Source organism: Occultella glacieicola, from assembly GCF_004353825.1.
Taxonomy (GTDB): Bacteria; Actinomycetota; Actinomycetes; order Actinomycetales; family Beutenbergiaceae; genus Occultella; species Occultella glacieicola.
Genome location: NZ_SMNA01000006.1, coordinates 393,734 through 417,970 on the forward strand (window position 1 = coordinate 393,734; position 24,237 = coordinate 417,970).

The 24,237-nt window shown below is 71.2% G+C and carries 27 protein-coding genes; 17 read left to right on the plus strand and 10 right to left on the minus strand.

Annotation, left to right across the window (positions count from 1 at the left end; translation table 11 throughout):
* Nucleotides 1–89: 89 nt before the first annotated feature.
* Entirely contained in the window at nucleotides 90–734 is a 645-nt protein-coding gene (locus tag EXU48_RS14575; protein ID WP_133108370.1) for a pYEATS domain-containing protein, read from the minus strand.
* A gap of 111 nt (nucleotides 735–845) precedes the next feature.
* Here EXU48_RS14575 and EXU48_RS14580 point away from each other — a divergent pair, with 111 nt between their 5' ends.
* The 6 genes from EXU48_RS14580 (at nucleotide 846) to EXU48_RS14605 (ending at nucleotide 7,332) form a co-directional block, all read left to right on the plus strand.
* A complete protein-coding gene (locus EXU48_RS14580) occupies nucleotides 846–1,829 on the plus strand; it encodes a diacylglycerol/lipid kinase family protein (protein ID WP_235857040.1) in 984 nt (327 codons plus the stop codon).
* 600 nt (nucleotides 1,830–2,429) lie between these two features.
* Nucleotides 2,430–3,248: a DUF4397 domain-containing protein gene (locus EXU48_RS14585; protein ID WP_133108372.1), complete on the plus strand. Its 819-nt coding sequence runs from the start codon at nucleotides 2,430–2,432 to the stop codon at nucleotides 3,246–3,248.
* A 14-nt stretch (nucleotides 3,249–3,262) separates the two neighbouring features.
* Entirely contained in the window at nucleotides 3,263–3,955 is a 693-nt protein-coding gene (locus tag EXU48_RS14590) for a class F sortase (protein ID WP_165962819.1), read from the plus strand.
* 80 nt (nucleotides 3,956–4,035) lie between these two features.
* On the plus strand, nucleotides 4,036–4,590 hold the full coding sequence (locus tag EXU48_RS14595) for an RNA polymerase sigma factor (RefSeq protein ID WP_235857041.1): 555 nt from the start codon (nucleotides 4,036–4,038) through the stop codon (nucleotides 4,588–4,590).
* Complete coding sequence (locus EXU48_RS14600) at nucleotides 4,577–5,320, plus strand: anti-sigma factor domain-containing protein (protein ID WP_133108374.1); 744 nt, start codon at nucleotides 4,577–4,579, stop codon at nucleotides 5,318–5,320. The genes EXU48_RS14595 and EXU48_RS14600 overlap by 14 nt, the downstream gene beginning before the upstream one ends.
* 488 nt (nucleotides 5,321–5,808) lie before the next feature.
* Complete coding sequence (locus tag EXU48_RS14605; protein WP_133108375.1) at nucleotides 5,809–7,332, plus strand: SulP family inorganic anion transporter; 1,524 nt, start codon at nucleotides 5,809–5,811, stop codon at nucleotides 7,330–7,332.
* 9 nt (nucleotides 7,333–7,341) lie between these two features.
* Here the strand turns inward: EXU48_RS14605 and EXU48_RS14610 are convergent, their stop codons facing one another.
* The 7 genes from EXU48_RS14610 to EXU48_RS14640 all read right to left on the minus strand — a co-directional run bounded on the left by EXU48_RS14610 (nucleotide 7,342) and on the right by EXU48_RS14640 (nucleotide 15,259).
* The gene (locus tag EXU48_RS14610; protein ID WP_235857042.1) at nucleotides 7,342–7,938 is read right to left on the minus strand and encodes a TetR/AcrR family transcriptional regulator; all 597 of its coding nucleotides are present in this window, start codon (nucleotides 7,936–7,938) and stop codon (nucleotides 7,342–7,344) included.
* Complete coding sequence (locus EXU48_RS14615; RefSeq protein ID WP_133108376.1) at nucleotides 7,916–8,845, minus strand: alpha/beta fold hydrolase; 930 nt, start codon at nucleotides 8,843–8,845, stop codon at nucleotides 7,916–7,918. Before EXU48_RS14615 ends, EXU48_RS14610 begins: the two co-directional genes overlap by 23 nt.
* Nucleotides 8,846–8,906: 61 nt before the next feature.
* Complete coding sequence (locus tag EXU48_RS14620; protein WP_133108377.1) at nucleotides 8,907–9,266, minus strand: VOC family protein; 360 nt, start codon at nucleotides 9,264–9,266, stop codon at nucleotides 8,907–8,909.
* Nucleotides 9,267–9,369: 103 nt separating this feature from the next.
* A complete protein-coding gene (locus EXU48_RS14625) occupies nucleotides 9,370–12,138 on the minus strand; it encodes a ScyD/ScyE family protein (protein WP_235857043.1) in 2,769 nt (922 codons plus the stop codon).
* Between the two features lie 208 nt (nucleotides 12,139–12,346).
* Nucleotides 12,347–13,198 carry an ABC transporter permease gene (locus EXU48_RS14630; protein ID WP_133108378.1) on the minus strand — a complete coding sequence of 284 codons (852 nt, stop codon included), beginning with the start codon at nucleotides 13,196–13,198 and terminating at the stop codon, nucleotides 12,347–12,349.
* Complete coding sequence (locus tag EXU48_RS14635; protein WP_133108379.1) at nucleotides 13,188–14,204, minus strand: ABC transporter ATP-binding protein; 1,017 nt, start codon at nucleotides 14,202–14,204, stop codon at nucleotides 13,188–13,190. The genes EXU48_RS14630 and EXU48_RS14635 overlap by 11 nt, the downstream gene beginning before the upstream one ends.
* A complete protein-coding gene (locus EXU48_RS14640) occupies nucleotides 14,201–15,259 on the minus strand; it encodes a LolA family protein (RefSeq protein WP_133108380.1) in 1,059 nt (352 codons plus the stop codon). Before EXU48_RS14640 ends, EXU48_RS14635 begins: the two co-directional genes overlap by 4 nt.
* Before the next feature lie 162 nt (nucleotides 15,260–15,421).
* On the opposite strand from EXU48_RS14640, the gene EXU48_RS14645 reads away from it, so the two are divergent.
* Both EXU48_RS14645 and EXU48_RS14650 read left to right on the plus strand, forming a co-directional pair.
* Nucleotides 15,422–15,742: an ArsR/SmtB family transcription factor gene (locus EXU48_RS14645; protein WP_133108381.1), complete on the plus strand. Its 321-nt coding sequence runs from the start codon at nucleotides 15,422–15,424 to the stop codon at nucleotides 15,740–15,742.
* Nucleotides 15,739–16,635 carry an SRPBCC family protein gene (locus EXU48_RS14650; protein ID WP_133108382.1) on the plus strand — a complete coding sequence of 299 codons (897 nt, stop codon included), beginning with the start codon at nucleotides 15,739–15,741 and terminating at the stop codon, nucleotides 16,633–16,635. The genes EXU48_RS14645 and EXU48_RS14650 overlap by 4 nt, the downstream gene beginning before the upstream one ends.
* A gap of 3 nt (nucleotides 16,636–16,638) precedes the next feature.
* Here the strand turns inward: EXU48_RS14650 and EXU48_RS14655 are convergent, their stop codons facing one another.
* Nucleotides 16,639–17,250, minus strand: coding sequence for a TetR/AcrR family transcriptional regulator (locus EXU48_RS14655; RefSeq protein WP_133108383.1), 612 nt, complete (start codon nucleotides 17,248–17,250; stop codon nucleotides 16,639–16,641).
* A gap of 87 nt (nucleotides 17,251–17,337) precedes the next feature.
* Between EXU48_RS14655 and EXU48_RS14660 the strand changes: the two genes are divergently transcribed.
* From EXU48_RS14660 to EXU48_RS14685, 6 genes are all read left to right on the plus strand, one after another.
* Entirely contained in the window at nucleotides 17,338–18,075 is a 738-nt protein-coding gene (locus EXU48_RS14660) for an SDR family oxidoreductase (protein WP_207947747.1), read from the plus strand.
* A gap of 35 nt (nucleotides 18,076–18,110) precedes the next feature.
* On the plus strand, nucleotides 18,111–18,527 hold the full coding sequence (locus EXU48_RS14665) for an ArsR/SmtB family transcription factor (protein WP_133108384.1): 417 nt from the start codon (nucleotides 18,111–18,113) through the stop codon (nucleotides 18,525–18,527).
* Complete coding sequence (locus EXU48_RS14670) at nucleotides 18,524–19,444, plus strand: cation diffusion facilitator family transporter (RefSeq protein WP_133108385.1); 921 nt, start codon at nucleotides 18,524–18,526, stop codon at nucleotides 19,442–19,444. The genes EXU48_RS14665 and EXU48_RS14670 overlap by 4 nt, the downstream gene beginning before the upstream one ends.
* Before the next feature lie 66 nt (nucleotides 19,445–19,510).
* Complete coding sequence (locus EXU48_RS14675) at nucleotides 19,511–20,611, plus strand: glutamate--cysteine ligase (RefSeq protein ID WP_133108386.1); 1,101 nt, start codon at nucleotides 19,511–19,513, stop codon at nucleotides 20,609–20,611.
* Nucleotides 20,608–21,645 carry a DNA topoisomerase IB gene (locus tag EXU48_RS14680; protein WP_133108387.1) on the plus strand — a complete coding sequence of 346 codons (1,038 nt, stop codon included), beginning with the start codon at nucleotides 20,608–20,610 and terminating at the stop codon, nucleotides 21,643–21,645. Before EXU48_RS14675 ends, EXU48_RS14680 begins: the two co-directional genes overlap by 4 nt.
* Nucleotides 21,646–21,730: 85 nt before the next feature.
* Complete coding sequence (locus EXU48_RS14685; RefSeq protein WP_133108388.1) at nucleotides 21,731–21,901, plus strand: CsbD family protein; 171 nt, start codon at nucleotides 21,731–21,733, stop codon at nucleotides 21,899–21,901.
* Here EXU48_RS14685 and EXU48_RS14690 read toward each other — a convergent pair.
* Nucleotides 21,894–22,304: an STAS domain-containing protein gene (locus EXU48_RS14690; RefSeq protein WP_133108389.1), complete on the minus strand. Its 411-nt coding sequence runs from the start codon at nucleotides 22,302–22,304 to the stop codon at nucleotides 21,894–21,896. The two genes, EXU48_RS14685 and EXU48_RS14690, sit on opposite strands and share 8 nt — an antisense overlap.
* Before the next feature lie 154 nt (nucleotides 22,305–22,458).
* On the opposite strand from EXU48_RS14690, the gene EXU48_RS14695 reads away from it, so the two are divergent.
* From EXU48_RS14695 to EXU48_RS14705, 3 genes are all read left to right on the plus strand, one after another.
* Nucleotides 22,459–23,157 (plus strand): GAF and ANTAR domain-containing protein, encoded by a 699-nt coding sequence (locus EXU48_RS14695; RefSeq protein WP_133108390.1) that lies wholly within the window; start codon nucleotides 22,459–22,461, stop codon nucleotides 23,155–23,157.
* 51 nt (nucleotides 23,158–23,208) lie between these two features.
* Nucleotides 23,209–23,625: a Fur family transcriptional regulator gene (locus EXU48_RS14700; RefSeq protein ID WP_235857044.1), complete on the plus strand. Its 417-nt coding sequence runs from the start codon at nucleotides 23,209–23,211 to the stop codon at nucleotides 23,623–23,625.
* 139 nt (nucleotides 23,626–23,764) lie between these two features.
* Complete coding sequence (locus EXU48_RS14705; RefSeq protein ID WP_133108391.1) at nucleotides 23,765–24,226, plus strand: Dps family protein; 462 nt, start codon at nucleotides 23,765–23,767, stop codon at nucleotides 24,224–24,226.
* The last annotated feature ends 11 nt before the right edge of the window (nucleotides 24,227–24,237 follow it).

Genomic DNA, 24,237 nt, shown 5'->3' on the forward strand with positions numbered 1-24,237 from the left:
ACCATAGCGAGGTTGCGCGTCGAGAGAGTGTTCGTCTCGCTGGACGGCTTGCAGAACCGCGCCACGAGGCACCCGCTGCCAGCCGTGCCTCAGGCCGCGTCCGTCTGTGACCGCGGGTACAGGTCGGCCATCGCGAAGTCCAGATACCTGTGCAGAATGACCGTCCCACCGTCCTGGAAGTGAACACGACAAAGGCACAGGAACGGCATGTAACTGTGCGCACGGACTCCGATCGGGCGCCCGGGCTCGCCCTTGACGGTGAAGATCCGGTTCCGCCAGCCGCGTCCGAGGAAGAACTCAGCTCTCGTCACGTCGGAAAGGTCTGACGGGTAGCCCTTCTCCGCTCGGCGGTGGCCGACGAGGGAGACGAACACCTCGAACTTCTGGCCCGGGAGGTTCGACGGCGCGATCACGTGTGAGAGGAAGACGAACCTGTTGTCGTCGTACAGGCGCGACCGTTCGCGCAGCCACCCGTCCAGGTCCCCCCTCGATGCGCTAGCACCGGCCCCCAGCGCATGTCCGCGCTCGGCATCAACGGATCTGAGGTCCTCGTAACGGTCGATGAGTTTCGCGCTGAACCCCGCCGGACCACCGAGCTGAAGCTCCGCGCCGGATTTGACACGGGTGGTGATCGATCCCACGAATCGCGTCAGTGGCCTGCGGAAGACAAGCAGGAGCACCAACATCGTGATCGGCCACACCAGCGTCTGCAATAGAGGGATCCAAGCCTCCATCCAGGCAGGATGGCACCGCACCGGGCGCAGCCGCAGGCGATTCGCACCAGACGGATACGTCGATCGCCAGCCGATGGGCGCGGGCCGCCGACTGCGACGATACTGACCTGCGTGACCAACGACCCCGCCCACGACCTGCCCGAGTCCGAGGAGGTCGCCCGACTCGTCGGCAATGCGCCCCGCCCGTCCGCCGTGATCGTCAACCCGCACCGGCTCGACGACATCGAGCGTCTGCGCCGCACTATCAGCACCACGCTCACCGACGCGGACTGGCCGGAGCCCCTCTGGCTGGAGACCACCGAGGACGATCCGGGCACCGGGCAGGCCCGCGAGGCTGTGGCAGACGGTGCGGAGGTCGTGTTCGTCAGCGGCGGTGACGGCACCGTGCGGGCATGCGTCGAGGGACTCGCCGGAAGCGACGCGGCCCTGGCCATCCTGCCGGGCGGTACCGGGAACCTGCTCGCCGGGAACTTCGCGATCCCCACCGACCCCGCCGACGGCGTGCGGCTGGCCATCGCGGGTGGGCGCCGGCGCATCGACGTCGGCGAGGTCGGCGCGCAGGTGTTCGCCGTGATGGCGGGCATGGGCTTCGACGCCAAGATGCTCGACAGCGCCTCGACGGAGCTGAAGGCCAGGATCGGCGCACCGGCCTACGTGGTGTCCGCGATGAAGCACCTGTTCGACCATCCGATGCGGGTGCAGGTGGTCGTCGACGACGCCGAGCCCCTCGACCGCAGGGCCCGCTCGGTGATCGTCGGGAACGTCGGTCAGATCCAGGCGGGCGTCGCACTCTTCCCGGACGCCGAGCCGGACGACGGCTACCTGGACGTGGCGATCCTCGCGCCGCGCCATCTCGGGCACTGGGTCTCGACCGTGGCGGGCGTGCTGACGCGCCGGAAGCGCGTGCCGAACCTGGAGATCCTGCGGGGCAAGCGCGTCCGAGTCCGGAGCACGCAGGCGCATGACCGTGAACTCGATGGCGACGTGATCGAGCCGGGTCACGAACTCCTGGCCACCATCCGGCCCGCCTGCCTCTGGATCTGTGTTCCCACCGAAAGGCCCACGGGAGGCTCGGGTGCTCGATCGGCCCGCTGACGGCGAGCGTCCCGCCGCCGGAGGCCTCTCGAAGCCCCCGGTGCGATCGTAGGTGACGACTCCATGGCGGTGCCGGTGAGACGGCGAACAGGGGACGAGCAAGCCGCCATCGCGCGGTGGGTGGCCGGGCAGTGTGGGCAGTGTGGGCAGTGTGGGCAGCACACGCATCGGATGGGGCCGGTGCGCCCGGACGGGTGAGGGTCCGCCGTCATAGAACCAGCCGGTGCTCGTCACCGCCTCCAGGCCGGAGGACTCGATCGTGACGACCACCCGGCCGGCCCGGTTCGGTGGGCACGCGGGCGGCGTCGGCCCCGGGTGGCGGCAACCGGCGCCCATCGTCCGCAGAGTCGAGTCGCCGAGGGCGGCGGGCTCACCGTCACAGGACGACCGCAGATCCCCGCGACGTGCACCCAGGTGGTCCTGAATCACGGGTGTCGCAGCGGTCCGGCTGCGAGCGCTCGTGGCACCGCGGTGCTGGACCGGCTCGCCCGGACTCCCTCGGATTTTTCATCCGGGTGCATCCGCCGGGGCAGCTTCGGCGGAATACCTCCATGTCAGCACGTCACCGGCCGCGCCGGGACCCACCCAGGAGGAACCATCATGCGAAAGTCAGCAGCCGCCCTCGGCGGGACGCTCGGTATCGCCGCGCTCGTTCTCGCCGCCACCCCGGCCACCGCGGACTCCCACACGGCGTCCCTTTCCGTGCTGCACGGCGTTCCGGACCTCACCGTGGACGTCTACGTCAACGGAGAGATCACCCTCGACGACTTCGCGCCGGGCGAACTGGCCGGCCCGCTCGAGCTCGAGCCCGGCACCTACACCGTCGCGATCACCGCCGCGGACGCAGCCGATGACGGCGCCCCCGTGATCGGCCCGGTTGACCTGCCGCTGGAGGAGGGCAGGAACTACACCGCAGTCGCCCACCTCGACGCCCAGGGCAGCGCTCCGACGGCCACACTGTTCACCAACGACACGTCACCGACCGCGCCCGGCGAGGGCCGGCTCACGGTGCGGCACGTCGCCGCCGCTCCCGCGGTGGACGTACTGGCCGGGGGTGAGGCCGTGATCAGTGGGCTGGCGAACCCGGACGAGGCTTCGCTCGACCTGCCCGCCGGGACCGTCTCGGCCGCCGTGGCGGCCGCCGGCACCACCGAGCCGGTCATCGGGCCGGCGGATGTCACCGTTGCCGAGGGCGTCAGCACCGTCGTCTACGCCTGGGGCAGCCTCGAGGCCGGCACCCTTGCCCTTGCCACGCAGACGATCGAGGGTCTGCACTCCTCCCCGGACGGGGTGCCGACCGGTCAGGTGCAGGTCGTCGAGGAATCGTCCTCGGCCGTCCTCTGGGCGGGTGCCGCCGCGGTGCTGGCTCTGTTCGTCGGCTTCGGCGTCCGACGGGCCGCCGTGACCCGCGACCGTTGATGAACTCGCGGGGCATGCGCCGCACCGGCGTCGCCGCGGCGGTAGCCGGCCTCGCGCTCATGGTGGGCTGCTCCCTCTCCCCTGGGGGGCAGCCCACCACCTCGACGGCGACGCCGGTCGGTGATGCCGACCCGGCCGGCGGCGCCACCACCGAGCCGGCACCTGGGCCCAGCGCCCCGGTGCCGGCCTCGCCCGTCCCGGGCGAGGGCCCGATTCCCGTGGTCGACTCGACCGGCACCCGCACCGCAGAGCCGGTGGTCGCCCCGGCGCGGCTCGAGCTGGCGGCGCTGGGCATCGACATGCCCGTCACGGCGGTCGACATCGCCCCGGACGGACAGATGGAGATCCCCGAGAACGCCCTGGTCGCCGGCTGGTACCGGTTCGGTCCGACCGCAGGCGCCGTGTCTGGTGCGGTGGTGATCGCCGCTCACGCCGGGTCCTACGTCACCCCGGTGGGACCGTTCCACGACCTGGATGAGGCGGCGGCGGGCGATCCGATCACGGTCACCCTGGTGGACGGCACCGCGGTGGCGTACGACGTGGAATCGGTGGAACGTCTGGCGAAGGACGTGATCGACCTCGGGCCGTACTTCGATCGGACGGGTGAGCACCGGCTCGTGCTCATCACCTGCGGAGGCCGTTGGGACCCCGAGCGCCGCAGTTACGACGACAACATCGTGCTGACCGCTAGGATTCGCACAGGATGAACGGGCAGGTGGGGCGTCCCGGCGCAACGACGCGGGACCGGCCGAGCGGGTCCCCGGTGACGTCGAGGAGGTCGGAGCCAGTGGGCGAGGTGGAGGCGACGGCCATGCTGCTTGAGCGCGCCTTCCTCGACGGCAGGCCCGAGTCGATGCGGGCCCTCTATGACCGATACGCACCGCTCGTTTTCACGATCGCGATGCGTTCCCTGGCTTCGGTCCCCGACGCCGAGGACGTGACCCAGCAGGTGTTCGTCGCGGCATGGCGGGGCCGGGTTGGGTTCGATCCTTCCCGCGCACCGCTGCAGGCGTGGCTGATCGGGATCACCAGGAACGCCGTCGCCGACGCGCACGCCCGCAGAGCCCGAGAGGGACGGGCCACCGACGCTGCCCGGACCGGGGCCACCGACCACATCGAGGACGGCTCGGCACAGGTGGTGGACCAGGTGCTGGTCGCCGAAGCGATCGACGAGCTGGGTGAACCGCAACGAGCGATTATCAGAATGGCGTTCTTCGACGAGTTGACCCATGTCGAGATCGCCGACCGGGTCGGCCTTCCGCTCGGCACCGTGAAATCACACATCAGACGGAGCCTCGGCAGGCTGCGCACGAGACTGGAGGTGGCAGATGTCGCATCTTGACGACCAGACGATCGCCCTCCGTGCCCTCGGCGAGGACCCGGGGCCTGAGGCGAGCGCGCACCTGGCCGGCTGTGCCACGTGCCGCGACGAGGTCGGGGCCCTGCAGCGGGTGACGACCGCCGCGCGTGCGGGCGCGCCCCGCCTGGACGTTCCCGATGAGCGGGTCTGGCAGCATGTGGCCGAGGAACTCGGCCTGGACCGGATCGGTGCCGATGGAGTCGTCACCGACGAGGTCGACGCGGACCCGGACGACGCCGACGAGCCGCACGCGCCGATCCGGCTCAGTCACGACGTGCCCGCGCCCACGTCGTGGTGGCGGCGCCCCGTCTGGGTCGCGGCCGCCGGGTTCGTGCTCGGGGCCGCGGTCACCGCCGGCGCCCTGACGCTGGGTGGAGAAGGCGAACCACCGGTCGTCGCGACGGCCGAACTCGACCCACTGCCCGGCCACGAGGTGACCGGTACCGCCGCAGTTCATGACGTGGACGGGCGTCAGGTCCTGCGCGTGGAACTTCCGGACCCCGGTGGCGCCGGGTTCCTGGAGGTCTGGCTCCTCGACGCCGACGCACAACGACTGGTCAGCCTCGGCATCCTCACCGGCACCGAGGGAACCTTCGACCTGCCCGTCGGCCTGGACCTCAGCGAGTTCCCGGTCGTGGACGTCTCGGAGGAACCTTTCGACGGGGACCCAGCGCACAGCGGGGACAGCATCGTGCGCGGCACGCTCGCCTGAGCGGACGGCATCGAGCGCGCACGCTCCCCCGAGCCGGCGGGCCTGCCACTCGGAGGTCGACGCGCCCGGGGTGCCCCTCGTATCGATGGTGAACAGGTCCCTGACCTCACGCCGTCTCGCCGCGCCCTGGACCACCCGTCGGTATCACGCGCGAGACCCAGGCGCTGAAGTTTCCCGTTCGCCACGTCGACCTCTAGGTCCGACGGCGGGTCGGCGACGACCGAGTGGTCAGACTCCCCCACCGCGATGCTCGTGATGACTTCGGCGACCTTCGCGGTCTCGTCAGCATCGTCGTGTCGGCCCTTCCTCGTGGGATGTGCAGTCCGAACGAGTCCTCAGCGGGTCGCGCACCCGGGCCATCCCCGGCGACCGCCGGCAGACCTACGCCGCCCACCCGTCGTGGCAGGGCGCCGAGCCTGCTGCTCGCAGGCACGCGATAGCGTGACCCGGGCAACTCCGCCCTCCCCGCTCAGCCCGAAGGACTTCGCGTGCCGCACGTCGCCCCCACCCCGCAGTCCGCCACCGGCTCGCCCGAGGCCGACGAGTCCTTCTCCGTGCGGGCCGCGCTGCGCTCGCCACGCCGGCTGCGCACCGAGGTGCTCGGCGGTCTCGTGGTGGCCCTCGCCCTGATCCCGGAGGCGATCGCGTTCTCGATCATCGCCGGCGTGGACCCGCGGGTCGGGCTGTTCGCGGCCTTCACGATGGCGGTGACGATCGCGTTCGTCGGCGGCCGCCCGGCGATGATCTCCGCGGCCACCGGCGCCGTGGCCCTGGTGGTCGCGCCGGTGGTCCGCGACCACGGTCTCGACCATCTCATCGCCACGGTCATCCTCGGCGGGATCATCCAGGTGGTCCTCGGCGTGCTCGGCGTCGCCAAGCTGATGCGGTTCATCCCGCGGATGGTCATGGTCGGCTTCGTGAACGCCCTGGCGATCCTGATCTTCGTGGCCCAGGTGCCCCACCTGCTCGGGGTGACCTGGATCGTGTACCCGTTGCTCGCCGTCGGCATCGCGGTCATCGTGTTCTTCCCGAGGTTGACGAAGGTCGTGCCGGCCCCGCTGGTCGCGATCGTGGCGCTGACGGCGTTCACGGTGCTCGCGGGCATCGACGTGCCGACCGTCGGCGATGAGGGCGAACTGCCCGAGTCGCTCCCGTCCCTGCTGCTCCCGAACCTGCCGTTCTCCCTCGAGACCCTGCAGATCATCGCGCCGTACGCGCTCGCGATGGCGCTCGTCGGACTGCTCGAGTCCCTGCTGACCGCCAAGCTCGTCGACGACGTCACCGACACCCACTCCAACAAGACCCGTGAGGCGTGGGGCCAGGGCGTCGCGAACATCGTCACCGGGTTCTTCGGCGGCATGGGCGGCTGCGCGATGATCGGCCAGACGATGATCAACGTGAAGAGTTCCGGCGCGCGCACCCGGATCTCGACGTTCCTGGCCGGCCTGTTCCTGCTGATCCTCGTGGTGGGCCTCGGGGATGTCGTCGCGATCATGCCGATGGCCGCGCTCGTGGCCGTGATGGTCATGGTGTCCGTCGGCACGTTCGACTGGCACTCGATCCGGCCCTCGACGCTGCGCCGGCTGCCGAAGTCGGAGGTCACCGTCATGGTCGCGACGGTCGGGGTCACCGTCGCCACGAGCAACCTCGCCTACGGTGTGGGGGTCGGGGTGCTGATCGCGATGGTGCTGTTCGCACGCCGGGTCGCCCACGTCACGTCGGTCACCCGCCTGGACGCCTCGGACGACGACGGCGAGCGCGTCTATGCGGTCGAGGGCGAGTTGTTCTTCGCGTCCTCCAACGACCTCGTCTACCAGTTCGACTACGCCGGCGACCCCCGCAGCGTGGTCATCGACATGTCGAAGGCGCACATCTGGGACGCCTCCACGGTCGCCACCCTGGACGCGATCACCACCAAGTACGAGGCCAAGGGCAAGGAGGTCCGGATCGTCGGGCTGAACCCCGACAGCGCCGCCCGGCACGGGCGTCTCAGCGGCAACCTCGGCGACTGAGCCGGGCGCTCACTCGGCCGCGTCGGCCTCGAGGGCCGACACCAGCACCACGACCGCTTCGAGCGCGCCCTGCAGGTCCTCCCGGGTCAGCGGCCCGAGGTGCTTCGCCGCACCGAGCAGCCCGAGCGTGGTCGCGGACAGCGCGAGCGCGAGCGGCTCGGACGCCACCCGATCACTCAGCGCCCCCCGGCCCTGCAGGTCCTCGATCCAGGCCACCACCGCCCGGTGCCTAGCGCGATAGCGACCGTCGGTGACGCCGTCGGCGTAGGAACCGAGCACACCGTGCTCGTCGAGGAACGCGGCGGTCATCAGCGGATCGTCCAGGAGTACCTCGACGGCGACGGCGTAGGCGCGGCTCAGCGAGGGCGGAACCGTCTCGCCGAGCCGCGTGCTGGCGGCGGCGTTCATGCGGTCCATCGAGCGGGTCAGCAGCACGTCGAGGATCTCGCGCTTGCTCGCGAACTCCCGGTACACCGCACCCTTGGCGATGCCGACCTGCTCGGCAACGGCCTGGACACTCATCGCGTCGAAGCCGCGGGCGAGCACGAGGGCGCGGGCCGCGTCGAGGATCCGCTCGCGCCGGTCAGGGATGAGCGGACGCGGCACCGTCGCCTCCGGATCCTTGGCCGAGGGCGTCGAGAAAACCGGCGACGGCGGGGGTCACCAGGTCCGGACGGTCCCGTTGGACCCAGTGCCCGGCTCCTTCGACGACGACCAGGCGGGCGTCCGGGATCCGCGCGGCGGCCTCGCGGGCGCATGCGACGGGCACACCACCGTCCCGGGAGCCGTGCACGAGGAGCGCAGGCACGGAGAAGTTCTCGAGCCGGTCCAGGTAGTTCGTCCGGGTTCGGTTCCATTGGACCTGGTCGCGCTGCCACTGCTCGAACGCCACCCGGGCGTCCCGGCGACGCGCAGCAGCCGTGATCTCGGCGAGGAGGTCCTCGGTCAGTGCGTCCGGGTTACGCACGATCTGCCGCATACCGCTTGCCAGCAGGCGTGGGCTGCGCGCGTAGGCCTCCTGCGCCAGACTGAGGAGCCCGCTGCGCAGCGCCAGCCAGGTCAGGGTCTGGATGGGCAAGCTGAGCCATCCGTCGGCGAGCCGGTCCTGCAGCCCGTAGCTGCCGAACAGCATCGCACCGGTGATCCGCTCGGGTTCGGCGAGGACATGCCCGATGGCCAGCCCGCCGCCGAGCGAGAGGCCCCCGATCGCATACGGCCCCAGCCCGACGGCGTCGACGAACTCGGCGACGTAGGCGACCAGCCGGTCCTGGGTCACCGGCCAGGGCGCGCGGGGACTCTCGCCGAAGCCGGGGTGGTCGGGGGCGACCACCGTGTGCCCCGCCGCCGCCAGCGCTCCGCCGAGCTCGCCCCAGGACAGGGATGCGTTGTCCGCGTTCCCACCGTGCAGGAGCAGCACCGTGCCCGCCGCTGGCCTCGCCTCCCTCGCGGGCGACCAGTGCAGGTAGGACACCGGACCCCAGGGCAGGTCGACTGTCGATCGGCTCGGTCCCATCGGACTCCTCTCGTAGTGACCAGACTAGCACTCTGGTCACTACCGGAGCGAGCGACGCGGCCTACTGCGCGGATGGCGCCCCGCCGAGGCCGATCTCGTTGCCGTCCGGGTCGCGGTAGATCACCTTCCGCACCCCGTTCCCGTACGTCTCGCGTGACTCCGGGTGGATGCCCCGCCGCGCCGCGGCGTCGGCAGCCTCGTCGAGGTCGCCGACGAAGAGCGTGACGAAGGAGTGCCCGGCGTGCTCGGGCCGTTGCTCCACGTACACGTGCCGACGTTCGGCTACCGTCCACACCCGCTCGGTGTCGTTCGGGTCGAACGTCTCGACCTCACCGAAGAGCCGGTGGTACCACCCCGCGGCGCGGCCGAGGTCGGTCACGGCGACGCCGGCGAACAACTCGAGTTCCCTCTCGGTCTCCATGCCCCTACCGACCTCGGCCGGACACCGAACTCATCGGCCCACGGCGCGGTGGTGACCTCACGCTCCGGCGGCGCGGTCCGCGGCACCCTGCCGTCCGGGCCTGCTACTGCTCGATCCGCACGACCGTGCCGAGTCCGCCCCCCGACAGCGTGTCGGTCGTGACGTAGAGCGCACCGTCGGGCCCCACCGTGATGCCGCCGGGCGCTACCAGTGCCCCGTCCGCCACCTCGCTGCGCACGCCGTCCGGAGTCACCTTGATCAGGGCGCCCTCGAAGTCGCCGGTCGCGAACGCGTGCCCCAGGCCCTGTTCGGCGATCTCGAGGACGTACATGGTGCCGTCGGAGTCGAACGCGAGGTCGATGATCGAGGTGAAGCCCTCCGCGTGGACCTCGGCCGAGCCGTCCGCCGTCACCCGGTACACCCGCGACTCGCCCGGTGCGAACGGGAACCCGAGCAGTTCACCGACGTAGTAGGCGCCGTCCGGCCCGACGGTCACGGCGTCCGGCACGGACTGCGCCATCACCGTGCCCCCGGCGAACGGGACCTCGCGGTCTCCGAACGTGGTCAGGGTGCGCAACTCGCCCGAGTTCGCCTGGAACAGCAGGGCGTTCGCGCCGGCGTCGGCGATCACTACGCCGCCCGGAACGGCGGCGGCCGAATGCGGATTGGAGTCCGGCAGGCCGCCGTCGGGATTCACGGCAGCCTCGTAGGCGGCCAGGTCGGCAACCGTCCTCGTCCTGCCGTTGGGTGCAATCCGGAGGAGGACGCCGAGGTCGCTGCCGGCGGGCCGGGCGGCCGGGTCGTCGCCCAGGCCGACCGGCACGAACATGTTGCCCCGGCCCTGGAACGTCACGTCGTGCACCCCGACGACGTCACCGGCCGGTGCCAGGTAGGTCGGCAGTCCGCTGACCACGTCCGACGCCGCGCCCGTGCCGGGGTCGAGCCGCACGATCGCGCCGTCGTTCGACCCGCTACCCACGGTGGCGACGTACAGTCCGCCGTCGGGGCCGAACGCGAGCCCGCGCGGATTGTCCAGGCCGGTGGCGACCACCGTCGTATCGAAGGACAGCCCGAACCCGAGTGGGAGCAGGATGCCGTCGCCGTCGGCCTCGGGGATGTTCACCGGTAGCCGGCCCGCGGGGTCGATCTCCCCGGCGATCACGCCGACCACACCGTGGAAGTTGACCACGCCGGTGCCGTAGCTGTTGATCACGGCATCCGCACCGGGCAGCACGCTGATGTCGTACGGGTTCCGGGTGGCGATCACCACCACGGGCACCCCGGTGGCGGCGAGCTCGGCGACCATCTGCTGCTGGGCCGCGTTGCCGGTCGCGTTGTAGGACGTGAACACCACGGCGTCGACCTCGGCCGCGGCCGCGACGGCACGCGCCCGGTAGGCGGCCGACGGCGAGGAGCCGTTCTCGTAGTCCTCGGTCACCTCGAAGCCCTGCTCGGCGAGCATCGGACCGACCCGCTCCGGCCAGCCGGAGCCGGCTCCGACCATCAGGATGGTGTCGTCGAGGTCCAGCGGCAGGGTACGTGCGTCGTTGCGCAGCAGGGTGGCGGCCCGCTCGGAGATGGTCGCCGCGGTGGCCAGGTGCTCCGGCGCTCCGACCACGTCGTCGATCGCGCTCACGTCGGCGAACGGGTCGGCGAAGACGCCGCGCTCGGCCTTCCAGGTGAGGATCCGGCGCACCGACTCCCGGAGCCGCTCCACGGTGATCTCACCGTCGGCGACCGCCTGGCGCACGCCCTCGAACGAGGCATCCACGTCCGGAGAGTTCAGCAGGATGTCCGATCCGGCCAGGATGGTCAGTCGGGCGATGTCCTGCTGGCTCCAGTTCGACGCGAGCGCGGCCATGTCCAGGGCGTCGGTGGTGACGATGCCCTCGAAGCCCATCTCCTCGCGCAGCAGCCCGGTCAGCACCGCCGGTGAGAGGGTGCCGGGCATCGTGGGGTCGATCGCCTCGACGATGATGTGTGCGGTCATGATCATGTCCACGCCACCATCGATCGCCGCCTGGAAGGGCGCCAGGTGCTCCTCGAGTGTGGCCCGGTCGTAGGTGACCACCGGCAGCCCGTAATGGGAGTCCTCGGCCGTGTCACCGTGGCCGGGGAAGTGCTTCGCGGTGGCCGCGACGTACTCCTGCAACCCTTGGATCTGAGCCACTCCGAGTTCGCTGACGACGGCCGGGTCCTCGCCCATCGACCGGATCCCGATCACCGGGTTGTCGGGGTTGGAGTTCAGGTCGAGCACGGGCGCGAAGTCGACGTTCACGCCGAGTGCGTCCATCTCGGCGCCGAGCAGCTCGCCCTGCCGTCGGGCCAGGTCCGCGTCGAACGTGGCACCGAGCGCCATGTTCCCGGGCAGCACGGTGGCCGGTGGCCCGATCCGCGCGACCAGGCCACCCTCCTGGTCGATCGTGACGGCGAGCGGGAGGCCAGGACCGTCCTCGCCCAGGGCCGCCTCCTGCAGACCGTTGGACAGGGCCGCCGTCTGGTCGGGGCTGGCGGTGTTGCCGGACCACGCAAAATACAGAACGCCCCCGAGGTCGTACTTCTCCACCACCTCGGCCGGGGTGTCCACGCCGTATCGGGCCTGGTTGCTGGCGGCCATGGACGCGTCGTCGGCGGATGAGCCGTAGACGTGCGTCCAGGTCATCTGACCGATCAGTTCGTCCAGGCTCATGCTCGCGACGATGGCGTCGATCTCGGCAGCGGTGGGGGTGTCGCTCGCCTCCGTGGGCGTGACGTCGGTCGGTGCCGGTGCCCGGGCTGCGCCCGTTGCGGGTGCCAGGGCGCCGAGCACCAGGGCCCCGGTGGCGAGCGCGGTGAGACCTGCACGGGCGGTCCGCGAACTGGGCAGAGTCACGGTGCGTCTCCTCGGTCATGCCGTCGGCGACCTGGTCGTCGCTCCCTCACGGCTCCCTTCGGGTCGGACCTCGTTGCCCGACTACGTGCTCGGAACGATATTCAGGAGTCCGTCGATCGTCAAGAACTTTCACCCTGTCGACAGCAACGTGAAAACGATTTACACGCCCGGTCCGGGCGCGCTCGGCGGCCCGGATTCGGCCGGACGCTCAGGAGAGCACGTCCTTCGTGCTGAACCGCCCGTACGCCAGCGCCCCGAAGAACGCGACGTACGCCGCCTGGAGCAGCGCGTTCTGCGTGAACGACGTCCAGACGACCGGCTCACGGAGCAGGTCGGCGAACGCGAGCCAATGGTGCGTGAACAACCACGGGTGCAGCCAGGCCAGCTGGTCGAGCTGCCCGAGCACCTGGGCCACGATCGTGAGCACGGCCACCGCAGCCATCGCGCCCACGCCGGCGTCGGTGAGGGTGGAGATGAACAGCCCGACGGCGGCCAGACCCAGCATGCAGATGCTCACGTGGGCCCCCACGAGCAGGGAACGGAGCACGGCGTCGCCGACACCGATCGTGTCACCGGAGAGCAGCGTCGCCTCCCCGGCGCCGAACAGCGCCACGCCGATCGCCCACCCGACCAACAGCACCGTGCCACTCGCGGCCAGGCAGAACACGACCGCGGAGAGGTACTTCACCAGGAGCAGGCGCACGCGGCCCGCCGGTGCGACGAGCAGGTAGCGCAGGGTGCCGAGACTCGCCTCCCCCGCGATCGTGTCCCCGGAGACCACGGCCACCGTAAGCGGCAGGAACAGCGGCGTGGTCACCACGAGCGCGGTCACGGCCACGAACATGCCGTTGTTGGTCACCTGGTCCAGGAACGGTGGGCCCTCCCCCGGGCCCGGCGGCTCGGAGGAGAGCCGGACCACGACCGCCATCAGCACCGGGATCGACGCGAGCGCCGCCAACATCGCCCAGGTGCGCCAGCGCCGGAACAGCACGCGCAGCTCCGAGGCGAGCAGCGCACCACCATGCGTGCGGGCGCGCACGGCCACGGCATCAGCGGGCAACGTCGAACCCCTCCCCGGTCAGTGCCACGAACCGTTCCTCCAGGCTCGGCCGGGCCACGTCGAATCCACGCACCCGCACCCCGGCGGTCACGAGAGCGGCCACGAGGTCCTCGGCGGCCGGCCCGTCATCCGGCAGGGCCGCCTCGAGGGTGACCTCGCCCGGGCCCGCGCGCCGGGCCGCGGCAGCGGCGGCGTCCGCCTCGGCCGCCCCCAGGCCGAGGCGAGCGAGTTCGGCGACGGCTCGGTCGCCGTCGGGCGTGAGCATCCGGACCACCCGCTCCCCGGAACCACGCAGCTCGTCCAGGCTGCCCTGGGCCACGAGCGACCCGACGTGCATGACGGCCGCGTGCGTGCAGATCTGCTCGACCTCGGCGAGCAGGTGACTGGAGACGAACACCGTGGTCCCCTCCCCGGCCACGGCCCGGATCAGGGAGCGCACCTCACGGGTGCCCTGCGGGTCGAGACCGTTCGTCGGCTCGTCGAGCACGAGCAGGTCGCGCGGGGTGAGCAGGGCGGCGGCGATGCCGAGGCGCTGCTTCATGCCGAGCGAGTAGGCGCGTGCCTTCTTCCGCGCGGCGTGGGTGAGGCCGACCCGCTCCAGGGCGCGGGCGGTCCTGGCGTCGCGAGTGCCAGGGTCGGCGCGGGCGTCGGCGGAGTCGAGGCGGCGCAGGTTGTCCGCACCGGACAGGAACGGGTAGAAGGCCGGTCCCTCGATGAGCGCACCGACCCGAGGCAGGGCGTCGCGCAGACCCGAGGGCACGTCGTGGCCGAGGACGCGGGCCGTCCCGCTGGTGGCCGAGGCGAGGCCGAGCAGGACTCGGATCGTGGTGGTCTTTCCGGAGCCGTTCGGTCCGAGGAACCCGAACACCGAGCCGCGGGGCACGGCCAGGTCGATGCCGTTGACGGCGAGCTGGTGCCCGAACCTCTTGGTCAGGGCGGTCGTGGCGATCGCGAGGTCGGCGGTTTCGGTCTCCGCCTGATCCGCGAGGCTTGCTGTCTCGCTCACTCAGCCGCCGCGGCCTGGAGCCGCTCCAGCGGCACCGCCCCGACGAGGATCCGGCCGTCGTCGGCGACCAGCACGTTCACGAGGTCGGTGCCGAGCAGACGGCCACCGTCGACGGCGGTGGTCAGTTGCGCGAGCAGCGGCTCGTCGCCGAGGCCGGTCGCGCCGGCGTCGATGATCACGACCGACTCCCAGCCGGTACCGATCACCGAGGGTTCGGGATGCTGGGCAGATGCCGAGGCGTCGCCGCCCTGATCGGAGGGCGGGGCGACCTCCTCGACGTCGGCGCCGGCCGGCGGGGTGAACTCGAACAGGTCGGCGTCCGGCGCGGTCGGGTCGAGCGAGGTGTAAGCGATCTCGAAGGCCGGCGTAGCCTCGCCGCGCGCGGTGACGGTCACCCGAAGCGGTTGTCCGGTCTCACCGTCGACCGCGATCGCCACCTCTCCCACGAGGGTCGCGTCCGTGCGGGGGGTCAGCACGAGGTCATACGCGGCGCGTCCGGCGACCTCGACGTCCTCGCGGACGGTCAGTTCGGTGCTGGGGCCGACGGCGTCGATCAGGTGGTCGGCAACCTCGTCGGGGCGGTACTGCTGGCCCGGTGCGGCCGTGGTGGCGTCGGCATCGGCGGGCAGAGTCGTGTGGGTCGCGGAGTTGTCGCCGGAGTCGTAGGCCCAGACCTCGTTCCCGTTGACGATGACGTCACGCTCGCCGAAGGTCTCGAACACCTGGAGGCGGGCCTGGTCCTGCTCGCCGACGAACACCCGGCCGGAGTGGTCGCTGGTGAGGGCCTCGAGGACGGCGGTCACGGCGGCGGCGTCGCCCGCCGCGTCATCGGGGAGTTCGACCCCGCCGGGCAGCTGCGGAAGCCCGAGGTCGGAGGTCTGCTCGAACTCGCCGGAGAACGGCTGGTGGTCCCGGTCCGCCAGGAGCGTCAGAATCTCGGCCGGGGTGCGTTCGGGAAGCTCGTCGGCGCCGGCCTGGGCGGCGAAGGCCACCGAGCCGGCCACGACGAGTGGGACCGCCGCGGCGGGTAGCCAGCGGGACCAGGTGCGTGCCATGAACAACTCACTCCTCAGATCGTCTGGTTCGACGGTACGTCGCGCGGGCACCGATCACCAGTGGCGCGGTGCGGAGGATGTGTGTGCACGATCGGCACCGGCCGGGCGAGCCAGCGACATATACCTTGCGTGATATATACCACCCGCAGTATGTTCACGGTCATGTCGCCCGCGTTCGACGTACTCACGCTCCCGCTCCGCCAGGACATCCTCGCCGCACTCCGCCATGGCCCCGCCCTGGTCGGCGACCTCGCGGAGCGCCTCGGAGCACCGCAGGCCGCGGTCTCGAAGCAGCTACGGGTCCTGCGCGAGGCGGGCTTCGTGCGAGCCCGCGTGGACGCCCAGCGCCGCTGGTACGAACTGTGTCCGCAACCGTTCGTCGAGATGGCGCAGTGGCTCGAGCCGTACCGGTGGATGTGGGAGGACCGGCTCGACAAACTCGGCGGCACCCTCGAACGGATCAAGGAGAGCGAGCAGTCATGACCAGCACCGAGCTACGAGAGACCGCCGGACGTTCCGAGTTGGTGATCGAGCGCCGGTACCCGCACCCGATCGAGCGGGTCTGGCGGGCCGTCACCGAGCCCGAGCACCTGCGGCAGTGGTTCCCGAGCGCGGTCGAACTGGACCTGCGCCCGGGTGGGGCCATGCGCTTCGTGGACTTCGCCGGCAGCCCCGCCGAGCACGGACGGATCCTCGAGTGCGAGGCACCACACCTGCTCCGGTTCACCTGGGGCGACGAGGCGATGTCGTGGCACCTCACTGCGGACGCCGACGGCACCGTGCTCACCCTGACCCACACCTTCGACGACCGGCCCGGGGCCGCGAGTTACGCCACGGGGTGGGAGGCCTGCCTGGGCGCACTGCGCGCGGTGGTCAAGGGCGAGGAGCCCGAGGACGTCGGGCCACGGCCGGCACGCCACGAGGAACTCGTCCACGCCTTCGGGCTGGACCGGCCCACGATCAGCCGCGGCTCCGACGGCTGGACGATCCGCTTCGAGCGTCAGTTGGTGTGCAGCGCGCAGACGGCCTGGCTCCTCTTCCTCGGTGGCGACCCGGCCGGCGGCCCGCGGCCCACCCCGCCCGCGGTCGGAACGCACTTCCACGCCCCGCAGGCCCCCGAGGCCTCCCTCGGCCTGGTCACGGCGATGGAACCGGCCCGGCTGCTCGCCCTCGAGGTCGGCCCCGGCGAGCCGGGCGAGGCGCTCACGCTGGAACTGACCGACGGCACCGGCCACGGCGCCCGGCTACACCTCACGGTCAACGGAACCGATGACGCCGAGGTCGCGGCCGCCGTCGAGCAATGGGGCCTCGGTGCGGTCGAGTCGATCGCCCGGGAGGCTCTCGTGCTCGCCGGCGATGGGACGGCCGCGGCCTGAGAGTTAGTCGGTGGCCGCCCGGCTCGCGATCCCGTGCAGGGCCTGGTCGAGCAGGCGTGGCACGAGCGTCTCGTCGAACGGCACTCGGAGCACCAGCATCCGGTGATACACGGCGCCCCAGAGCTGGTCGACGATCACGTCCAGGTCGACGCCTTCGCGCAATTCGCCCCGGTCCCGGGCGATGCGCAGCCGGACCCGGGCGAGCTCGCGACGCGGCAGCGCGTAGGCCTCCGACCACGCACGCCCCAGTTCGGGGTCCACCTGGGCCGCACCGATGAGTTCGGAGACCGGCCTCCCGGCACCCTCGACCGTGAGCAGCCGCACGAACGCGGTCAGTTGCGCGGTGAGGTCAGCCTCCAGATCGCCGGTGTCATGGAAGTCGAGCGCCTCCTGGCTGCCGGCGAAGTACGCCTCGGCCGCGAGCGCGCCGGGCGAGGGCCACCACTTGTACAGGGTCATCTTGCTCGACCCCGCCTCCCGGGCGACCCGGTCGAAGGTGACCGCCGGCAGGCCCTCCTCGAGGAGCACGCGACCGGCCGCCGCGAGGACGCTGGCGCGCACCTCGGCGGCGGGACGGCGCCCGCGGCCGCGGCGCGGTGTCTCGGATCCCGTCATCGTCACCCTCCTATCTGGACACGATGTACATTTCCATGTCAGCATGAAATGGACATCTAGTACACATACTACCGAGAGGACGGAATCATGACGGACAACCAGGGTCGGGTCGCGATCGTGACCGGCGGGTCCGGGGGTATCGGCCGGGTCAGCGCGGCCCGCCTCGCCGCGGCCAACACCGCCGTGGTGGTGCATCACGCGAGCGGCCGGGACCGTGCCGACGACGTGGTCGACTCGATCCGGGCCGAGGGCGGCCGAGCCGTCGCAGCCGGCGGCGACGTCGCCGACGAGACCGAGATGTCGGCACTCTTCGACGTCGCCGAGCGCGAGTTCGGGGGTGTCGACGTGCTGGTGCACACGGCCGGCATCATGCCGCTCGCCCCGATCACCGAGATGGACCTGGACACGTTCGACCGGATCCAGCGCACGAACCTGCGCGGGACGTTCGTGGTCGACCAGCTCGCGGCCCGGCGACTTCGTCCGGGTGGCGCGATCATCAACCTGTCCACCTCGATCACCAGGCTCCAGACGCCGGGCTACGGCGCCTACGCCGCCTCGAAGGGTGCTGTCGAGGCGATGACCCTGATCCTGGCCCGCGAACTGCGTGGCCGGGACCTGACCGTCAACGCGGTCGCCCCCGGACCCACCACCACTGCCCTGTTCTTCGAGGGCAAGAGCCCCGAACTGATCACCGCGATCGCCTCCGCGAACCCGATGGAGCGCCTCGGCACCCCGGACGATGTCGCCGAGATGATCGCCTTCCTGGCCGGCCCGGCACGGTGGGTCAACGGCCAGGTGCTGCACGTCAACGGCGGCGCCGCCTGAAGCACGCCAACGGCGCATGGCGCTATCATCGTTATATGACGATGCTAGACCGGGAGGGGGACCAGAACCTCGCGCCGGACCTGGCGCCCGCGGCCGCCCTGTTCCACGGCCTGTCGGACCCCACCCGGCTGGCCATCCTGCAGCACCTGACCCTCGGCGAGCACCGGGTCCGCGACCTCACCGAACACCTGGGCCTCGCCCAGTCGACGGTGAGCGCGCACCTGGCCTGCCTGCGGGACTGTGGCCTGGTGGCCTCCCGTCCGCAGGGCCGGGCATCGATGTTCTCGCTGAGCACCTCCCCGGAGTTGCTCGGCGTGCTCGCGAGCGCCGAACGCCTGCTGGCGGCCACCGGGTACGAGGTCACTCTGCGCCCGAACTACGGCATCGGAACCAGCGCGAGCCCGAGCCCGGCACACCCGCGGGCGCACCCGAACCCGGTACCCGGACGATGACCTCGCACGGTCACTCCCACGCACACCCGCCGACCACCCACCGCGGTCGGCTGGCGATCGCGTTCACGATCACGGCGACGATCCTGCTCACCCAGGTGGTCGGTGCCCTGATCACGGGCAGTCTCGCCCTCCTGGTCGACGCCGGCCACATGGTCACGGACGCGGGCGGGCTGCTCATGGCCCTGCTGGCCGCGAGCCTGATGGCGCGGCCGGCCACCGCCCGGCTCACCTGGGGATGGCGGCGCATCGAGATCCTCGCGGCCGGGATGCAGGCCGCACTCCTGTTCGTGGTCGGCGTCTACGCCCTGATCGAGGGAGTGCGGCGGCTGCTCGAACCACCGGAGATCGCCGCCACCGGCACCCTCGTCTTCGGCATCATCGGGCTTGCCGGGAACATCGCGGCGATGCTCGTGCTGAGCGCCGGCCGGAACGCGAACCTGAACCTGCGCGCGGCCTTCCTCGAGGTCGTCAACGACGCCCTCGGCTCGGTCGCCGTGATCGTCAGTGCCCTGATCATCACCTTCACCGGGTGGGCCCGGGCCGACGCGGTCGCCGGCATCGTGATCGCCATCCTGATCGCACCGCGCGCCCTGGCCGTGCTGCGCATCGCCGGCCGGGTGCTGCTCGAGACCACTCCCGAGGGCCTCGACCTCGACGACGTGCGCGACCACCTCCTCGCCCAGCCGCACGTCAGAGGCGTACACGACCTGCACGCCTCGCAGATCGCCACCGGCCTGCCCGTCCTCACCGCGCACATCGTGCTGGACGACGAGTGCTTCCACGACGGGCACGCACCGCGCATCCTTGACGACCTGCAGGCCTGCGTCGCCGAACACTTCGACGTCGGCGTCCAACACTCCACGTTCCAGCTCGAACCCTCGACCCACGTCGGACATGAGCACGGGATGCACGACTGACGCGACGCCGTGACCGGCCCGGATCTCCCGCGAGCGGGGCGAACGTCCCGGCCGCAGACTATGCGCATGCGAACCGTTGGTGTGGAAGAGGAACTGCTGCTCGTCGATGGCGAGACGGGCGTGGCACGAGCGCTCGCGCCGCGGGTGCTGCGGCCGTTCGACGAGCCCGACGAGGATGCTGAGGGCGGCTCGCTGGTCGCCGAACTCCAGCGCGAGCAGGTCGAGACGGACACCCCGCCCCGGATCGAGATGGCGGACCTGCTGACGGACCTGACGTCGTGGCGGCACACCGCGGACCGCGCGGCCCGGGCCGCCGGTGCCCGGGTGGCCGCGCTCGCCATCTCACCGTTGCCCGTGCGGCCCACCACGGCCCCGAAGGCCCGGTACGCGCAGATGGTGGAACGGTTCGGGATGTCGGCCTCCGACCTGCTCATCTGCGGCCAGCACGTGCACGTCCGGATCGACTCGGAGGACGAGGCAGTCGCCGTCCTGGACCGGCTCAGGGTGTGGCTGCCGACCCTGCTCGCGCTGAGCGCGAACTCGCCGTTCGCGGACGGGCGGGACACCTCGTACGCGAGCTATCGCAGCCAGTCGCTGACGCGTTGGCCGTTGTCCGGGCCGACCGACGTGCACGGCTCGGCCGCGGCCCACGAGCAGATGATCACCGACGCGCTGGCCACCGAGGTGCTGCTCGACGCCGGGATGCTGTACTTCGACGCCCGGGCCTCCCGCCGCTTCCCCACCGTCGAGGTGCGCGTCACCGACATCTGCCAGGACGTGGCCGACGCCGTGCTGATCGCGGCCCTGATCCGCGGGCTCGTGGAGACCGCTGCCCGGGACTGGGCGGCCGGCACGCCGCCCCCGGATGTGCCGACCCGGATGATCCGGCTGGCGAACTGGCAGGCGGCCCGGCACGGGATGGCGCAGAACCTCCTCGAGCCGGTCACCTCGCGTCCGCGGCCGGCCGGGGAGGTTGTGACCGCCCTGGTGGAGCACGTGCGGCCGGCACTGACGGACAGTGGCGATCTCGACCTCGTACTCGAGGGCGTGGCGCGGATCGGTTCCCGTGGCACGGGAGCGGACCTGCAGCGGCGCACTCTGGAGCGCACCGGCGACCTCGCCGAGGTGGTGGCCGCGGCCGCCCGCCGCACGATCGGACACGAATGAGCGGCCGGTTACACCGCGTCGACGTCGATGCGCCGGGCTGGGGCCGCCGGCGGTGCGGACGCGGCTGGGTCTACCTGGACACCGATGGCGTCCGCATCGCGGCGGCCGGCGTGATCGCCCGGTGCCGCGACCTGATGATCCCGCCCGCCTGGCAGGAGGTCTGGATCTGCCCCGACGAGACCGGACATATCCAGGCCGTCGGCACCGACGCGGCCGGCCGGCGTCAGTACCTCTACCACCCGTTGTGGCGGGCCCGACAGGATGCCCGCAAGCACATCCGGGTCCGGGAGATCGCCGCGCGGCTGCCGCGGGCGCGCCGGGCCGCGCGGATCGACCTACGCCACACCGGCATGCCCCGGGACCGCGCACTGGCCGTCGCCTTCCTGCTCCTGGACCAGGGCCTGTTCCGGATCGGGAGCGAGGCGTACACGGCGCAGCACGGCAGCTTCGGACTCGCCACCCTGCGCAAGCGACACCTGCGCATCACGACGGCGGGAGTCGCCGTCTTCGACTACGTGGCCAAGTCCGGGGTACCGCGGCGGGTCGAGATCACCCACACCGAGGTGGTCGAGGCGCTGCGGTTGCTGCGGCGCCGACGCGGCGGCGGGCCCGAGTTGCTCGCCTATCGCGAGGGCTCTCCGACGCGCGGTCCGTGGCACGACCTGACCAGTGTCGACATCGGCGCCTACGTGAAGCGACGGCTCGGCGAGGACGCGAGCGCCAAGGACTTCCGCACCTGGCACGGTACGGTCCTGGCCGCCGTCACCCTCGCCCGCGGCGCGGACGACACGGGCGAGGCGGCGCCCGAGGACGCAGTGCGCGAGGCCGTGTCGGCCGTGGCCGAGCGGCTCGGCAACACACCGGCTGTGAGCCGCTCCGCCTACATCGATCCCCAGGTGCTCTCCGCGTTCGAGGAGGAGCCGGTCATCGCGACACTCCCGATACCGGGGGCCGGGGAGCCGGTCATCCCCCAGCCGCCCCGGGTCGAGACGGCCGTTCGCGAGATGCTGGAGGCCGACGACCCTACGTCCTGAGCCTTCCGAGTGCGTACTTCCGACACCTGACTTAGCGTGGAGTCAGCGCGGAACCACATCCGGTTCCGGCGAGAGGAGAGCCGACATGGGCATCGACGACAAGATCAAGAACGCCGCCGAAGAGGCGAAGGGCAAGGCCAAGGAGGCCGTCGGCGACGCGACGGACAACGAGCGGATGCAGGCCGAGGGGAACGCCGAGCAGGCCAAGGCGAACGCCAAGCAGGCCGGCGAGAACGTCAAGGACGCGTTCAAGTAGGCCGCACTGCCGACCGTGGAGCGGGACTCCCCGGCTCGCGGGACGTGGGACCGGGCTCGTCGTGGACCTCCACGGCGTGCTCGGTCTCCACTATTTCCACCACCTCGACGAGTTGCGAGACCTCGAGAAGGAAGAGCACGAAACCGGGCGGATCGACGATCCGCAACGGAGTCGGCAGTCGGTAGGCCAAGCGAGCCACGATCGCCAGCACGGCGGAGTCCATGAACGTGACCTCGCCCACGTGGAGCTCGACCGGCTTGCTCGTGGCGCCGATCTCCTCGGCGACGTCGGCGAGCCGACGGTTCATCGTGATGTCGACCTCACCGCGCAACCTGAGCCGAATGGTCGGGCCCGCTTCGTGCACCTCGACCGAGCCCAGGATCGCTCCGGTCCCACCGCCCACACCAGAACCCGCCAATGTCCTACCGCCGATCGCCTAGATCCATGGCGTCACCGGGGTCAGGAGCAACGTCGGCCTCGCGACGAGGCCTCGCGCAGACTTTACGCCGCGGACGGCACTCACAACAACAAGCCACCGACAGAGAGGTCGTGACGACATGTATGACCACACCGAGTTCGTCCGGACCACCTCCGACTTCGCTCGCAAACTCGTCAGGCCGTACGACGTCTATGACGTCGTCAGCGACCTCGTGGAGCGACTCACGGACCTCCTGGGGCTGGCGGGCAGCGGCGTCTCGGTGGAGGTGGACGGGCGGCTGCGTGCCATCACCACGATCCCGGAGCAACTCGTCGCGCTCGAGCGGGCCCAGGAGGAGACGCAAGTGGGCCCGTGCGTCGACGCCTTCGCCACGGGTGAGATCGTCGTCGTCAACGATTTGGAGGCCGAGGTGAGGTGGCCACTGTACCGGGAGCAAGCCGGACGGATCGGAGTCCGGTCCGTCGTCGGGATCCCGATGCACCTGGGCGAGCAGCCCGTGGGTGCCCTCAACCTCTATGAGGAGGGTCCACGCTACTGGGCGGACGACGACCTCCTGGCCGCCAGGGTCCTGGCCGATCTGGCCACCGGATTTCTGATCAACGCGTCCCTGTTCGCCAAGCAGGATCTGCTCACCGGCCAGCTCCAGTATGCGCTCGAGAGCAGGATCATCATCGAGCAGGCGAAGGGGGTGATCGCGGAGGCCCGCGACCTGCCGGTGGCGGAGGCCTTCGAGGTGATGCGCGCCCACGCGCGAGCCCGCAACCTGCGGATGAACGAGGTCGCACGGGCGGTCGTGGAGGACGGACTGCGGCCCTAGCCGAACCACGGTTACTTGAGTCCTTCACGATATCGACCTACCGTGGTCCGGGTGAGCACGGCCACGGGGATCTCGGACGTCGAGTTGCTGCGCGCCCACGGATTGCGCGCGACCTCCGGGCGTCTTGCCATCCTCACCGTCCTCGACAGCTCGCCGCACGTGGACGCGGAGTCGGTGCGCCGGTTGCTCGGCGCGCAGGCCCCCAGCCTGCAGGCGGTGCACAACATCCTCGCCGACCTGCAACGGGCCGGCCTGGTCCGCAGGTTCGAGCCGGCCCGATCCGCCGCCCGCTACGAACGCCACGCCGGCGACAACCACCACCACGCCGTCTGCTCGGTGTGCGGGAAGGTGACCGACGTGGCCTGCACCACGGGGAGGTCACCCTGCCTGCACGGTCCGACGCCGCCCGGCTTCGCCGTCGCCACCGCCGAGGTCATCTTCTGGGGAACGTGCGCGGACTGCGTCTGAACGCCTCGATCGCACCGTGGCGGGCAGGATGAAGGCACGCCTCTCCTTGCTGGCGTACGGCGCCCGACCGGCCTAATCTGGAGTCGTTCACGAAACGGCAAGCAGCAGGCCGCCCGACGGCCAGAAGGGCAGGATCTCCATGACCACCGTCACCACCGCCTCCGAGAAGCTCCGCGCCAACCTCCAGCGGGTCCTGGTCAATCTCGTCGACCTGCACGTGCTGGGCAAGCAGGCCCACTGGAACGTGACCGGCCGCGGTTTCCGGGACCTCCACCTGCAGCTCGACGAACTCGTCGATGTCGCCCGGGAGCACAGCGACGTGGTCGCCGAGCGCATGCGGGCGTTGCAGGTCGTGCCGGACGGGCGCAGCGAGACGGTCGCCGCAACCACCGAACTGAGCTCCTACCCGGCGGCCCTGGTCGCGGTCGGCGACACGGTGGACGCGATCGTCGAGCGGATCGCCCAGACCGTGGCCGTCGCCCGTGAGGTGCACGACGACGTCGACGCCGAGGACCCGACGACGGCGGACATCCTCCATGAGATCATCGCCGACCTTGAGAAGCAGGCCTGGATGATCCGCTCGGAGAACCACGAGGTCTGACCAACAGCTGT